General features: G+C 60.9%; 14 protein-coding genes and 2 tRNA genes. 11 read left to right on the top strand and 5 right to left on the bottom strand.

The features are described 5' to 3' along the window. Positions 1-177: 177 nt before the first annotated feature. Positions 178-1,803: an L-aspartate oxidase gene (gene nadB / locus GU3_RS04750; protein WP_014291408.1), complete on the top strand. Its 1,626-nt coding sequence runs from the start codon at positions 178-180 to the stop codon at positions 1,801-1,803. Here the strand turns inward: nadB and GU3_RS04745 are convergent. Together GU3_RS04745 and GU3_RS04740 are read right to left on the bottom strand one after the other, a co-directional pair. Next, complete coding sequence (locus GU3_RS04745; protein ID WP_014291407.1) at positions 1,791-2,174, bottom strand: protein YgfX; 384 nt, start codon at positions 2,172-2,174, stop codon at positions 1,791-1,793. The two genes, nadB and GU3_RS04745, sit on opposite strands and share 13 nt — an antisense overlap. Next, entirely contained in the window at positions 2,143-2,406 is a 264-nt protein-coding gene (locus tag GU3_RS04740) for a succinate dehydrogenase assembly factor 2 (protein WP_014291406.1), read from the bottom strand. The genes GU3_RS04745 and GU3_RS04740 overlap by 32 nt, the downstream gene beginning before the upstream one ends. A 118-nt stretch (positions 2,407-2,524) precedes the next feature. Here GU3_RS04740 and GU3_RS04735 point away from each other — a divergent pair, with 118 nt between their 5' ends. Further along, positions 2,525-3,427 carry a folate-binding protein YgfZ gene (locus GU3_RS04735; protein WP_014291405.1) on the top strand — a complete coding sequence of 301 codons (903 nt, stop codon included), beginning with the start codon at positions 2,525-2,527 and terminating at the stop codon, positions 3,425-3,427. Here GU3_RS04735 and GU3_RS04730 read toward each other — a convergent pair. Then, positions 3,409-4,299, bottom strand: coding sequence for a LysR family transcriptional regulator (locus GU3_RS04730; protein WP_014291404.1), 891 nt, complete (start codon positions 4,297-4,299; stop codon positions 3,409-3,411). The genes GU3_RS04735 and GU3_RS04730 overlap by 19 nt on opposite strands. Before the next feature lie 90 nt (positions 4,300-4,389). Here GU3_RS04730 and GU3_RS04725 point away from each other — a divergent pair, with 90 nt between their 5' ends. Beyond that, positions 4,390-4,821, top strand: coding sequence for a PACE efflux transporter (locus tag GU3_RS04725; RefSeq protein WP_014291403.1), 432 nt, complete (start codon positions 4,390-4,392; stop codon positions 4,819-4,821). Positions 4,822-4,863: 42 nt separating this feature from the next. On the opposite strand, the gene GU3_RS04720 is transcribed toward GU3_RS04725, so the two are convergent. Beyond that, complete coding sequence (locus GU3_RS04720; protein WP_014291402.1) at positions 4,864-6,135, bottom strand: dicarboxylate/amino acid:cation symporter; 1,272 nt, start codon at positions 6,133-6,135, stop codon at positions 4,864-4,866. Positions 6,136-6,524: 389 nt separating this feature from the next. Here GU3_RS04720 and GU3_RS04715 point away from each other — a divergent pair, with 389 nt between their 5' ends. Further along, on the top strand, positions 6,525-7,712 hold the full coding sequence (locus GU3_RS04715) for a M24 family metallopeptidase (protein WP_014291401.1): 1,188 nt from the start codon (positions 6,525-6,527) through the stop codon (positions 7,710-7,712). A 155-nt stretch (positions 7,713-7,867) separates the two neighbouring features. Here GU3_RS04715 and GU3_RS04710 read toward each other — a convergent pair whose 3' ends face one another. After that, complete coding sequence (locus GU3_RS04710; RefSeq protein WP_014291400.1) at positions 7,868-9,046, bottom strand: PLP-dependent aminotransferase family protein; 1,179 nt, start codon at positions 9,044-9,046, stop codon at positions 7,868-7,870. 134 nt (positions 9,047-9,180) lie between these two features. Here GU3_RS04710 and mutY point away from each other — a divergent pair, with 134 nt between their 5' ends. From mutY to GU3_RS04675, 7 genes are all read left to right on the top strand, one after another. Beyond that, positions 9,181-10,260: an A/G-specific adenine glycosylase gene (gene mutY / locus GU3_RS04705; RefSeq protein WP_041542938.1), complete on the top strand. Its 1,080-nt coding sequence runs from the start codon at positions 9,181-9,183 to the stop codon at positions 10,258-10,260. After that, positions 10,260-10,535 (top strand): oxidative damage protection protein, encoded by a 276-nt coding sequence (locus tag GU3_RS04700; protein WP_014291398.1) that lies wholly within the window; start codon positions 10,260-10,262, stop codon positions 10,533-10,535. Before mutY ends, GU3_RS04700 begins: the two co-directional genes overlap by 1 nt. Positions 10,536-10,629: 94 nt before the next feature. Further along, positions 10,630-10,705, top strand: a tRNA-Phe gene (locus tag GU3_RS04695). A gap of 34 nt (positions 10,706-10,739) precedes the next feature. Further along, positions 10,740-10,815: transfer RNA gene (locus tag GU3_RS04690), tRNA-Phe, on the top strand. 112 nt (positions 10,816-10,927) lie between these two features. Continuing rightward, entirely contained in the window at positions 10,928-11,905 is a 978-nt protein-coding gene (locus GU3_RS04685) for a hypothetical protein (RefSeq protein WP_014291397.1), read from the top strand. 246 nt (positions 11,906-12,151) lie between these two features. Next, positions 12,152-12,361, top strand: coding sequence for a cold-shock protein (locus GU3_RS04680; protein ID WP_014291396.1), 210 nt, complete (start codon positions 12,152-12,154; stop codon positions 12,359-12,361). Positions 12,362-12,471: 110 nt separating this feature from the next. Further along, positions 12,472-13,656, top strand: a complete 1,185-nt coding sequence (locus GU3_RS04675; protein WP_014291395.1) for a multidrug effflux MFS transporter — start codon at positions 12,472-12,474, stop codon at positions 13,654-13,656. The last annotated feature ends 4 nt before the right edge of the window (positions 13,657-13,660 follow it).

Below are 13,660 nucleotides of genomic sequence, written 5' to 3'. Positions count from 1 at the left end.
GCCGCGTACCCTCCGATTCTTCCGGTGTCTGACCACCAGCCCGTCACAAGCGTACCTTAATGGACTTCACAGGCGGGAAAAAGTTCTGAACTCATTTGGAAAAGCCAAATACGGCTGCGCGAAAGGAACGCATGGGATAACATGCAAAGACTCTCCATTTCGAGCCAATGATACTTTATGAAGGATCCCGTTGAATACCTCTGCGACGTGCTCATCATTGGCAGCGGTGCCGCCGGCCTGTCCCTGGCGCTGAAACTGGCCAGCCACGCTCAGGTGCATGTGCTGTGCAAAGGACCGCTCGCCGAAGGGGCCACCCTTTACGCTCAAGGGGGCATTGCCGCCGTCTTTGATGAAACCGACAGCATCGAGTCCCACGTTGCCGACACCCTGATCGCCGGCGCCGGCCTGTGCGATGAGGCCGTGGTGGAATTCACCGCCCGCAACGCCCCCGACGCCATTCAGTGGCTGATCGGCCAGGGCGTGCCCTTTGATACCGAAGAGTCGGCCCAGGGCGAGCCCAGCTACCACCTGACCCGGGAAGGCGGTCACAGCCACCGACGCATTTTCCACGCCGCCGATGCCACCGGCCGGGCGGTGCAGACCACCCTGATCGACCAGGTCAAGCGTCACCCCAACATTCACGTGCTGGAGCGGGTCAACGCCCTGGATTTGATCACCACCGCCAAGCTGGGCCTGCCCGGCAACCGGGTGCTGGGCGCCTATGTGTGGAACCGCAACAAGGAGCGGGTGGAAACGGTACGCGCCAAGTTTGTGGCCATGGCCACCGGCGGCGCCTCCAAGGTGTACCAGTACACCTCCAACCCGGACGTCAGCTCCGGCGACGGCATCGCCATGGCCTGGCGGGCCGGCTGCCGGGTGGCCAACATGGAATTCAATCAGTTCCATCCCACCAGCCTGTATCACCCGGACGACAACAACTTTCTGCTGAGCGAGGCCCTGCGCGGCGAAGGCGCCCTGCTCAAGCGCCCGGACGGCAGCCGCTTTATGCCCGACTTCGACGAGCGGGCCGAGCTGGCGCCCCGGGACATTGTGGCCCGGGCCATCGACCACGAAATGAAGCGCCTGGGTGCCGACTGCATGTATCTCGACATCAGCCACCAACCCGCCGACTTTATCATCAAGCACTTCCCCACCATTTATGAGCGTTGCCTCAAGGTGGGCATCGACATCACCCAACAGGCCATGCCGGTGGTGCCCGCCGCCCACTATACCTGTGGTGGCGTCATGGTCGACCGCCAGGGCCGCACCGACATCGACGGCCTTTATGCCATTGGCGAGGTGTCCTACACCGGCCTGCACGGCGCCAACCGCATGGCCTCCAACTCGCTGCTCGAGTGCATCGTGTTTGCCCGCGCCGCCGGCGAGCACATGCTGGCCCATCTCGCCACCACGCCGGAGCCGCCCATGCTGCCGCTGTGGGATGAAAGCAAGGTGACCAACTCGGATGAAGAAGTGGTGATCCACCACAACTGGCACGAGCTCAGGCTGTTCATGTGGGACTATGTGGGGATAGTGCGCTCCAACAAGCGGCTGGAGCGGGCCAAGCGCCGTATCGAGCTGTTGCAGCAGGAAATTCAGGAGTATTACGCCAACTTCCGGGTCAGCAACAACCTGCTGGAGCTGCGTAACCTGGTGCAGGTGGCCGAGCTGATTGTGTTGTCGGCGATGGAGCGCAAGGAGTCCCGCGGCCTGCACTACACCCTGGACTATCCCGAACAGCAGGACAGCCCCAAACCCACCGTGCTGATCCCCGCCAACTACCGCCGCCGTCAGCCGGCGTAAAGCAGTTGCCGTGCCAGGCGCCGGTACACGGCGTCGGGCACCGCATCCTGAAACAGCCACAGCGGCGGCCAGGGGTCGCCCTTCAGTACCAGCAACAAAAAGCCGGGCCCCACCCGGCTGTGTTGGGACAGCTCACCGCGGCGGCCGTTCAGGCTGAGCACACCGGCGTTGAATTCCCCCTGCAACCGGTAATGCCGGCTGCGACGCCACATCAGCACCACCGCCAGCAACCAGCCCGGCGCAAACCAGGGCAGCCGGTCGGCACTGAGCAACAGCCCGGCCGGCAGCCAGAGCGCAAGCGCCAGCCCCAGCAAATACAGCCGGTGCAGCCGCGAGGGCTCAGCGTTGATTGCGAAGCTGGTTGCGCTCAAGAATGTGGTTCACCATGGCCTGCAGGGCAACGTCCTTTGAGCTGTCGTGGCCCATGAACCAGGCAAACAAGTCCGGATCATCACACTCCAGCAGGCGGCGGAAGGTGGCCTGCTGTGCGGCATCCAGGGCGTCGTATTCGTGCTCCACAAAGGGCGCGAGAATGACATCCAGCTCCAGCATGCCCCGGCGGCATGCCCAGATCAGGCGGGGTTTGTCGGAGGTTGTGAGCATGTCGGCTTCCATGTAACAAAACAAAGCTCATGGTATAAGGTCGAATGAATACTGACAAATAACTTGGCCGTCTTTACCATGAGGGTCACATTTTAAGAATGAAACAGAGGGTACACCCGTGTTTACCATCGCCTCCTCCCCCCGCCTTTACCCGCTGACCGACCGGGCCGTGATCGGCCTCACCGGTAATGAGCGGGTCAAATACCTGCAAGGCCAGGTTACCTGTGACGTGGCCGCCCTGAATGCCGGCGACGCCTGCCCCGGCGGCCATTGCGACAGCAAGGGCAAACTGTGGGCCAGTTTCTGGCTGGCCAATCTGGGCGAGCAACTGCTGCTGGTCACGAACCGCTCGCTGGTGGCGCGCCAGCTGCCGGAGCTGAAAAAATTCGCGGTGTTTTCCAAGGTCGACATCGAGGAGGCCAGCGACCGCTGGCGCGTCTGCGGCCTGGCCGGTGAGGGGCTGTCCCACTGGCTCAGCCACGAGGTCGGCGACGGCAACCTGTGGCAGGGCGGCGTTATTATTCCGGTGGCCGCCGAACACGCCCTGCTGGTGCTGCCCAAGAACGCCGCCCTGCCCGATCTGCCCCAGGGCGAGGAGCAGGAATGGCAAGGGCTGATGCTCCAGGCCGGGTTACCGGACATGAGTGCCGAGCACCAGGGCGAATACATTCCGCAAATGCTCAACCTGCAGGCTATTGGCGGGATCAGTTTCAACAAGGGCTGCTACATGGGCCAGGAAACCGTGGCCCGGGCCAAGTACCGGGGCGCCAATAAAAAGGCCATGTTTATTGTGGAAGGCGAGGTAGAAGGCGAGGTAACCGTCAACCAGGATCTGGAACTGCAACTGGGGGACAACTGGCGCCGGGCCGGCACCGTGCTGAGCGTGTGCTGCCGGGGCAACCGCTGCCTGCTGACGTCGGTGCTCAACAAGGATCTGGATGCCGACACCGTGCTGCGGGTCAAGGATCAGCCCAACAGCCGGCTGCGGCTGCGTCCCCTACCCTACGCACTGGCCGACTGAGCCGCTCCGATGGCCGCCGCCTTCAGCCAGGCGGCGGCCTTGCCTAGGGGCCGCTGCTTGTGCCAGACCAGCTCCAGCGCCACCGGCCAGTCCTGATCGTCAAACTCCAGCGCCGGTGACACCAGGCTGCCGGCGGCCAGGGCATCGGCCACCACGTGTTCGGGCACAAAGGCCCAGCCCAGGTTGCGCTGCACCAGCTCGACTATCACCCACTGGCTTTCCACCCACCAGACATCCGCCGCCACCCGCAACCGGACCTTTTCCTCACTGTCGTTACGGGTCGCCACCATCAGTTGCCGATAGCGCTTGAGTTCTTCCCAGCCCACCCGCTGTCCCGCCAGGGCGTGACCGGGGGCGCACACCAGCTTCAACGGCACCCGCCCCAGGGCGTGAAAGTTCAGTGCCGAGGGCAGAATCTCCTGCCGCCACATGATGCCCAGATCGACCCGCTCCTCCAGCACCATGCGGCTGACGTCTTCCATCAGCGGAAACAGCAGCTCCAGCTCCACGGAGGGAAAACGACGGGCAAACTCGTCCATCAGGGCGCCCAGCTGCTCGGACGGATACAGCTCATCCACCGCCAGCACCAGCCGGCTTTCCACCCCTTCTCCCAGGCTTTTGGCCACGCCGCGAAAGTGCTCGCACCGCTCCAGGATCACCCTGGCCTCCATCAGCAGCCGCTCTCCCGCAGGAGTCAGCCGGGGATAGCGGCTGCTGCGTATGAACAGCGGGTTGTCCAGGTCAATTTCCAGGTTGGCCACGGCGGTGCTGACCACCGACTGGGCCTTGCCCAGACGCCGGGCCGCCGCCGAAAAGGAGCCGGTATCCACGGTGGCCACAAAGGCCTGCAACTGTTCCAGAGAAAAACTCATCTATCTGTAAAACCGATGCTTACCAACTTTATCAGCGAACAATAGCAGATAGAATGCCTCTCTGAGCAGGCATTTGTTAAAGGAGTTGTTATGCGTACCACCCAAGATCGTATTCGCCATACCCTGGGATTCGAGATCATCGGCCTGGTGATCTTTGCACCCCTGGCCAGCCTGGCATTCGGCCACGATCTGTTTGAAATGGGCCTGATGGCGCTGGTGGGATCGATCATCGCCACCTTCTGGAACTATGTGTACAACCTGCTGTTTGATCACGCCATGCTGAGACTGCGGGGGGATGTGCGCAAGACCACACTCATCCGGGTGCTGCATGCCCTGCTGTTTGAAGGGGGCCTGCTGTTGCTGTTTTTGCCGATGATCGCCTGGCACCTGGGCATCAGTCTGTGGGACGCCTTTGTGATGGACATCGCCATGTCGGCCTTTTACCTGTGCTACGCCTTTCTGTACAACCTGGCCTACGATCGCCTCTACCCCATTCCCAACCCCACCGCCCAGCCCGAATAACAAAAAAACCGCCGGTCGGCGGTTTTTTGTATCACGTGATGGTTACTTGCTGCGGACCGCTTCCGGCTCGGCATCCTCGATGCTGTCCGGGTTGCCTTCCATCTTCGCCACTATGGTGTTGACGGCGGTATCGCCCACCACATTGGAGGAAGTGCAGAACATGTCGTTGATGCGGTCTACCGCCATGATGATGGCCATGGCCTCAACCGGCAGGCCCATCTGGTGCAGCAGCACGCCGGCCATGACCACGGCACCGCCGGGTACGCCACCCACGCCCACCGACATCAGCAGCACGGTAATGCCGACGGTCAGCAGATCACCGGCGGGAATGGGCGTGCCGGAAATGTTGGCGGCAAAAATGGCGGCCAGGGTAATGTAAATGGCGGAGCCGGACATGTTGATGGTGGCACCCAGCGGCACACCAAAACCGGCGATGGCCCGGGACACGCCCAGCTTCTCGGTCAGGGTGCGCATGGTGACCGGAATGGTGGCGTTGGAGCTGGCGGTGGACAGGGAGAACAGCAGCTGCTCCCGAGTGGCCTTGCGGAACTCGCCCGGCTTGATGCCGGTGGTCAGCCACACGGCCAGCGGATAGACCACCAGGATCCAGAACACCAGCACCATCACCACCAGGGCCACGTAACCGGCCACCGACATCAGGGTGTCCGCTTCCAGGGTGGCGCCCAGGCTTATCATCAGCGCGAATACGCCGTAAGGCGCCAGGGTCATCACCAGCCCCACCAGCTTCATCATCACCTCGTTGGCCATGCGGAAAGCACGGGCCGCCGGTGCCGCGGTGGCACCCAGGCCCTGAATGGCCAGGCCGGTGAGAATGGCCATGAAGATGATCTGCAGCATGTCGCCGGAAGCAAAGGCCTGCACCGGGTTGCTGGGCACTATGTTCACCAGCATGGCGCCCAGATCCGGGGTTTCGGTGGTGGTCAGTTCCACCGCGCCGGACGCCCCGTGAGGCAGGGTAGCCCCCAGGCCGGGCTGGAAGATCACGCCCACCAGAATGGCGGCGGCAATCGACAGCATGGTGTTGACAATATAAAGACCAAAGGTCTTGCTGCCCAGGCGGCCGAAGCTGGCGATATCCCGCAGCTCACAGATGCCGGTCACGATGGAGATGTAGACCAGCGGCACCACCATCAGCTTGATCAGTGACACGAACATGCCGCCCAGGCCTTCGGCCAGGCCGACCAGGCCGTCGTCAAGCAGGGGAACATCCTTGAACAGGTACTGGATGGCGCTGCCGATCAGCAGGCCGACAAAAAGCCCGGTAAAAATCCGGGTGGAAAGAGAGCCTTTCATTACTACGTCCTCAGAAAAAGCCAAATCATTTATCTGCTGTTTGTTATATTTGTAGATAACTTAACCAGTCACTTACTAAGCGCACGGATTTTACATTCAAAAAACAGCGCAGCAACCATAATGATCCACCACGGGAGCGCAGCCGTGATCAACCTCACAAAAAATGTAAAGGTTAAAATTTTTTTAGGGTTCCGAATGTCAACCTTTCAGCAACGTATGGCGTTTTCCTGAGCACAGGCCAGGGCGGCCTCCCCCGATACTCGGGGAAGCACCAGGGCGCCGGTGGCGCTTTTCGGCAGGCCAGTTGACACCACAGGCCCGGCTGAACTGTACTGGGGGAGTCCCGTTATCGGGCTCATGGCCTTCACACTTCTCTTACAGGGGGCGGCATGCACACACAGATCCCCAGTTTTTCACGCGAGGAATATCATCAGCGCCTGGCCAAGGTCAGGGCCGATATGCTGAAACGCGATATTCAGACCCTGATCGTGCACGATCCGGCCAACATCGCCTGGCTCACCGGCTACGATGGCTGGTCCTTCTATACCCCCCAGACCGCAGTGGTGAACATGACCGGTGAGCCGCTGTGGTTTGGCCGCCAGATGGATGCCAACGGCGCCCGGCGCACCGTCTGGATAGAGGAGGAGAACATTCTGTGGTATCCCGACTACTACGTGATGAACCCGCCGATGAATGCCATGGAATACCTGGCCAACCAGTACCTTAAACCCCGTGACTGGGGCTATGGCCGCATCGGGGTGGAAATGGACAGTTACTACTTCACCCCGGCGGCCTGGCAGGCTCTGCATGAGAACCTGCCCGACGCCGAGCTGGTGGACGCCACCGCCCTGGTCAACTGGTGCCGGGCTATCAAGTCGGACACCGAGCTCAGGTACATGCGCATCGCCGCCCGCATCGTGGAGCGCATGCACGCTGCCGCCCTGGAGATGATAGAGCCGGGGCTGCCCAAGCACCTGCTGGTGGCGGAGATCTACCGGGTGGCGATGGAGGGGCACGACGGTCATTTCGGCGATTACCCGTCCATCGTTCCCATGCTGCCCTCGGGGATGGATGCCTCGGCGCCCCACCTCACCTGGGACGAGCGGCCTTTTTGCCGGGATCAGGGCACCTTTTTCGAGCTGGCCGGCTGTCACCGCCGCTACCATTGCGTGCTGTCACGCACTATTTATCTGGGCCAGCCCACCGACAATTTCCTGCGCGCCGAGGAAGCCCTCAACGCCGGCCTTGAGGCCGGACTGGCGGCGGCCCAGCCGGGCAACCGCTGCGCCGATATCGCCAACGCCCTGAACGCCACCCTGGCCGACTACGGCTTTGACCGTGAAGGCGCCCGCTGCGGTTACCCCATCGGCATGAGCTATCCGCCGGACTGGGGCGAGCGAAGCATGAGTCTGCGCAACACGGATCACACCCTGCTGGAGCCGGGCATGACCTTTCACTTTATGCCCGGCCTGTGGCTGGATGACTGGGGCATGGAAACCACCGAAAGCATCGTGATCACCGAAACCGGCGGCGAGCCCCTGTGCAACTACCCGCGCCAGCTGTTTGTTAAAAAGTGACAGGCAATGACGCCACAGCAAGACGGCACCATGAGGCGGATCGCTGCGACCTTCAACTAGGGCAGCTACCGGGTGTTATTCTGCGAAGGGGAAATAAACAAAGGGGCCGGCCGGCCCCTTTGTTTTACGGCACTGAGTTTTACAGCACCTGAGTCTTACAGTACCTGACGAATGACTCGTCCCAGGCGGCTGATGCCCTCTTCAATGGTGGCGGCATCGGAGCCGGAATAACTGAAGCGAGCGGTATTGAGAATGTCCGGGCGCACATAGAAGGGCCGGCCCGGAACAAAGGCCACGTTCTCCTTGATGGAGAGATGGAACAGCTCCATGGCGCTGATATGCTCGGGCAGACGCAGCCAGAGGAACATGCCGCCTTCCGGACGGGTGAAATCCAGCCCCGGGCAATGGCGCAGCAGCGCCTGCTCCATGGCCTTTTTCTGCCCGCCGTACACGGTGCGGATGCGATCGATATGGGCATCCAGGCTGTTGTCCTGCAGGTAACTGTACAGCACCTGCTGCACAAAGCCGTTGGTGTGCAGATCGGAGGCCTGCTTGGCAATGGTGATCTTCTGGCGCAGCCAGTCGGGCACCAGCATCCAGCCCAGGCGGAAAGACGGCACCACCACCTTGGAAAAGGAGCCCAGCAGCACCACGTTTTCCGGCGCCAGCTTGGCGATGGGTGGCAGGTGTTCGCCTTCAAAACGCAGCTCACCGTAGGGGTTGTCTTCCACCATCAGCACATTGTGCTTGATTAGCCGTTCGGCCACCGCCTTGCGCTTTTCCAGGCTGTAGCTCAGACCTGACGGGTTCTGAAAGTTGGTCACCCCGTACATCAGCCGGGCATGGTTGGGCTCGGACAGCAGGGCATCGAGCTCATTCAGATCGGGGCCGTCATCGTTCAGGGATACGCCCTGAAACTCGGGCTGATAGACCGACAGCGCCTGAATGGCGCCCAGGTAACCCGGCTCCTCGATGATCAGCTTCGAGCCCTCGTCCACCAGCACCTTGCCAATCAGATCCAGCGCCTGCTGAGAGCCGTTGGTGATCAGAATATTGTCGGGGTTCACTTCCATGCCGTGCTGGGTACGGTAGCGGGCGGCAATATAGTCCCGCAGCGGGCCAAAGCCCTCGGTGGCGGCATATTGCAGCGCGCCATTGCCCTTGTTTTGCAACACCTTGGCGGTGGCCACTTCCAGCTCTTCGCTCGGAAAGAACGCGGGGTTGGGCAGGCCGCCGGCAAAGGAGATCACTTCCGGATTGACGGCGACTTTCAGTATTTCTCGAATAAAGGAAGGCTCTACCTTGGCAAAGCGCTGGGCAAAAAACGGCTGCATAGGGGTCTCTCTGAATTACCACGCGTGGCGGGCGCCAACAAAACCTTTCTTTTGTATCAGAAAACATCGCAATAACAAACCATAAACAACACCCCGGGTTTGCACCCCGCCCCGGCTTGTGGTCGAATTCGCCCATGCCAAACCAACTGACCACTCCAGTGAACAGCCTTTCCTTTTCCCAACGCATTCTGGCCTGGCACGAACTGCACGGCCGCAAGACCCTGCCCTGGCAGCTAAATAAGACTCCCTACCGGGTATGGGTGTCCGAAATCATGCTGCAGCAGACCCAGGTCACCACGGTGATCCCCTACTACCAGCGATTTATGGAACGCTTTCCCGATGTGGTCAGCCTGGCCGATGCCGACCAGGACGAAGTGCTGCACCACTGGACCGGCCTCGGCTATTACGCCCGGGCCCGCAATCTGCACAAGGCCGCCCAAGTGATCCGCGATCATTACCAGGGACGTTTTCCCGAGCGTTTTGAAGAAGTGCTGGGTCTGCCCGGCATCGGCCGCTCCACCGCCGGTGCCGTGCTGTCGCTCTCCCTTGGTCAGCATCACGGCATTCTCGACGGCAACGTCAAGCGGGTGCTCACCCGCTGGCTGGGCCAGAGAGGCTGGCCGGGCAAAAAGGACGTGGAAAACGCGCTCTGGGACAAGGTGGCCGAACTGACCCCCGCCGAGGGCGTCAGCCAGTACAACCAGGCCATGATGGACATGGGCGCCACCATCTGCACCCGCAGCAAACCCGCCTGTGAGCGCTGCCCGGTAAGCGACGATTGCCAGGCACGGCGGCTGGGCACGCCTACCGCCTTTCCCGAGCCCAAACCGAAAAAAACCGTGCAGCCACAGAAGCAGGCCTGCTTCGTGCTGCTGCAAAGTGCAGAACAGGTGCTGCTGGTACAGCGCCCGCCCCAGGGGCTGTGGGGCGGACTCTACTGTTTTCCGGAGTTTGCCGACGAGGCAGCAATGCGCCGCTGGCTCACCCGTTTTCCCGATGCCGGCGAGCCCGAGCCCCTGCCCGGCTTTCGTCATACCTTCAGCCACTTTCACCTGGATATCAGCCCCTGGCGCGTGCAATTGCCGCACATTCCCGCCGAGGTCATGGCCAGTGATGAGCGTCTTTGGTATAACTTGCGTCAACCGGCCCCCGTAGGCCTGGCGGCCGCCACCAAAAAGCTGCTCGCCTACCCGCAACTGCACAAGAGGACATGATGAGCCGAACCATTTTTTGCCAGCGTTTGAAAAAGGAAGCCGAAGGTCTGGATTTTCAGATGTATCCGGGCGAGCTCGGCAAGCGCATTTACGACAACATTTCCAAGGAAGCCTGGTCCGAGTGGCAGAAGAAGCAGACCATGCTGATCAACGAGAAAAAGCTGAACATGATGAATGCCGAACATCGTCAGCTGCTCGAAAAGGAAATGGTCGCCTACCTGTTTGAAGGCGCCGACGTCGATATTGAGGGCTATACCCCGCCTTCCGGCAACTAAATCACCGCTTTGCTCACGCCTTGAGCGAACAGTCTCAGGGCCCGGAAAAAGCGGTTGACTTGCCAGGGGCGATCGATTTAAATGACGCCCCGTTGCCCAGATAGCTCAGTCGGTAGAGCAGGGGATTGAAAATCCCCGTGTCGGTGGTTCGATTCCGCCTCTGGGCACCATTTTTCGGTGTCTTTTCCAGTAAAAGCCCAACCTGCCCAGATAGCTCAGTCGGTAGAGCAGGGGATTGAAAATCCCCGTGTCGGTGGTTCGATTCCGCCTCTGGGCACCATACAACACAAAAAACCAGCCTCGTGCNGTTTTTTTTGTGTCTGCAACCCGCTCATGGTATTCCCGCCCACTGTTTTCTAGTCTTAGTAAAAGCCCAGGCAAAGGATACTGCCATGAAACTCATGCTACTGCCCCTGCTGTTGCTGCCCCTGGGAATCGGCCATGCCAATCATGAAGAAGACACCGACCTGCCCCACTGGGTGGTGGACAACGTCACCCCCATGCACGACAGGGTGACCGACTGGCTCGACAACAACGCCCGCAATATCGACAACTTTTTTGGCTCCGACGACAGCCTGACCATAGAAAACGAATCCTACATGCGCTTCAGCCAGGAGTTTTCATGGCACGAACGGGATCGCTACGACTGGGACACCGCCCTGCGCCTGAAGCTGGACCTGCCCACCACCGAGGAGCGGCTGCGCATTCTGATTGAAAGCGACCCGGAAGAATCCCAGGGCAGCCTGTCCGAACAGGGGGCCAACACCGCCCGCAGCAACAACAATTTCAGAACCGAAGACTTTCTGATCGGCCTGCGTCGCCTCAGTGACCGGGACAAGCGCGAAGCCTGGCGTTTTGATGCGGGGGCCGGCATCAAGGTCAAGCTGCCGCTGGATCCTTACGTGCGCTTCACCGGAGAGCGCCAGTGGCAGCTGAACGACGGCCCCTGGCTGCTCGACTCCTGGAGCCGGGCCTCGTGGTTCAATGAAGAGGGCTATTCGGTGCGCAGTCGCTGGGATCTGGGGCGCCCCCTCAACGACATTTACCATCTGCGTTTTATTACCAATGTGCAGTGGCTGGAAGAAATCGACACCCTGGAATATTCCGAAGGCATCGAGCTCAATCAGTTGCTCGGCAAACGCAGCGTGATCCGTTATGCCGCCGTGGCCGTGGGCCGCAGCGCGTCCGATCCCCGGTTGCACGACTACTATCTGCTCAGCCATTACCGGCGCAACCTGCACCGGGAGATCCTGTTCGTGGACTTCATTCCCGAGCTGCACTTTCCCAGGGAGCAGAACTACGATGCCGAGTTCGGTGTTACCCTGCGCCTGGAACTGCTGTTCCGGGGCGATCTGTCCTGGGGCAGGTAAATGCTCGAGGCGTCCGGAAATCCCCTTCCCTTGCAGGGCGGATGAAAATTTTGTGAACCCGCCACCGACCATAAAAATACCTGTTGACCCCCACCAGGGAACCGGTTAGAGTGATTTTGGCTCTGATAATACCGCTGAATTTATGTTCATTACGAAGTTCCTAGTAGTACCTCGTCCTGTATTTCATAAGTCAAGGCTGTATTTTCAAGTCGATTTTTCTAGCAAGTTTGTTTACAGGATTTAGGTATGTCTAACACTGTTAAAGGTAAAGTAAAGTTCTTCAATGAAGCCAAAGGTTTCGGTTTCATCGAGCAGGAACAAGGCCCTGACGTATTCGTACACTTCAGCGCCATTCAGACTCCGGGCTTCAAGACCCTGGCTGAAGGTCAGTCCGTTGAGTTCACCGTAGCCCAAGGCCAGAAAGGTCCTCAGGCTGAGAACGTAGTACCTCTGTAAGAGGCTGCGTCTAAAAGCATTTCAAAGCCGCGCTCTCGAGCGCGGCTTTTTTATGTCTGCCGCCGGCGCCCCGAGTAACGGCAAGCAAGCCCCCCGACAAGGCAGAGTGCATGGAAAGAGAGCCCGTAACCCGGCTGGTATTGCTGCTGTTACCCCTGATCCTGCTCGGCCCTCTGGGCATCGATATCTATCTGCCGGCCATTCCCGCCATGGCCAGCCAGTTTGCCGCCAGTACCGAAGACATTCAGGTGAGCCTGTCGGTATTTATCCTGGCGCTGGGGCTGGGGCAGCCCTTTTTTGGTCCTCTGGCCGATAACTACGGCCGCCGCCCGGTGGCCCTGACCGCCACTGTGCTGTTTCTGCTCGGGGCCCTGCTGACGGTGCTGGCCCAAAGCCTGCCGGTCCTGCTGCTGGGACGTCTCATTCAGGGGCTGGGGGCCTGTGGTGCATCCGTGGTGGTCTTTGCCGTGGTGCGCGACCGGCTTAATGGCCATGACTGTGTACGAGCCTATTGTTACCTCAACGGCAGCCTCTGCCTGGCCCCCGCCCTCGCCCCCTTGCTGGGCGCCGGTCTGACCCTGAGCCTGGGCTGGCAGGCCAACTTCCTGTTTCTGGCGCTGTTTGCCCTGCTGACCCTGTTGCTGTGCCTGTATTGTCTGGCGGAAAGCCGCCCCACCCATACCCTGCGTCAGCCCCTGCTCAGCACCACCCTCTATCGTGAGCTGTGGCGGCACGGCGCCTTTCGGGCCTATGGCATTACCTGTCTGGCGGCCATGGGCACCATGCTCACCTACGTGACCCTGGCTCCCCTGGTACTGATGGAGCAACTGGGACTGAACGAGAGCGACTTTGCCCTGGTGTTCGCCGGCAACGCCGTGCTGATCATGGCAACCAGCTTTGCACTGCCCCGCCTGGGTCGGCAGCTGGACAGGCATCGCATTGCCGCACTGGGAACCGGATTGCAGCTGCTGGGGGGCGTCGCCATGCTGTTTGGCGTGCAGGGCGCCTTCGGAGTGACCGGCTTTATGCTGCCCATGGGGTTGTGCTCGGTGGGCTTTTCACTGGCGCTGGGTGCCGCGTCTGCCTCGGCGATGGCCCCCTTTGCCGATCGTGCCGGCCGCGCCGCCGCCCTGCTGGGCTGCCTGCAAATGGCCGGCGCCGCCGGCGTTTCCCTTGCGGCCTGCCGGCTGCCGTTGCCGGCCGGCGAGTCCTGTGCCCTGGTCATAGTGCTGCTGTCGGGCGGCGCCCTGTTGGTGCTGCAACGCCTGCCGCAAAAAGACCAGTGCCCGGCCTGAAGGG

Origin of the sequence: Oceanimonas sp. GK1, from assembly GCF_000243075.1 — a bacterium.
Classification (GTDB): Bacteria; Pseudomonadota; Gammaproteobacteria; order Enterobacterales; family Aeromonadaceae; genus Oceanimonas.
The sequence above is the reverse complement of the archived record's forward strand: the minus strand, read 5'-3'. Positions and strand labels throughout refer to the sequence as shown.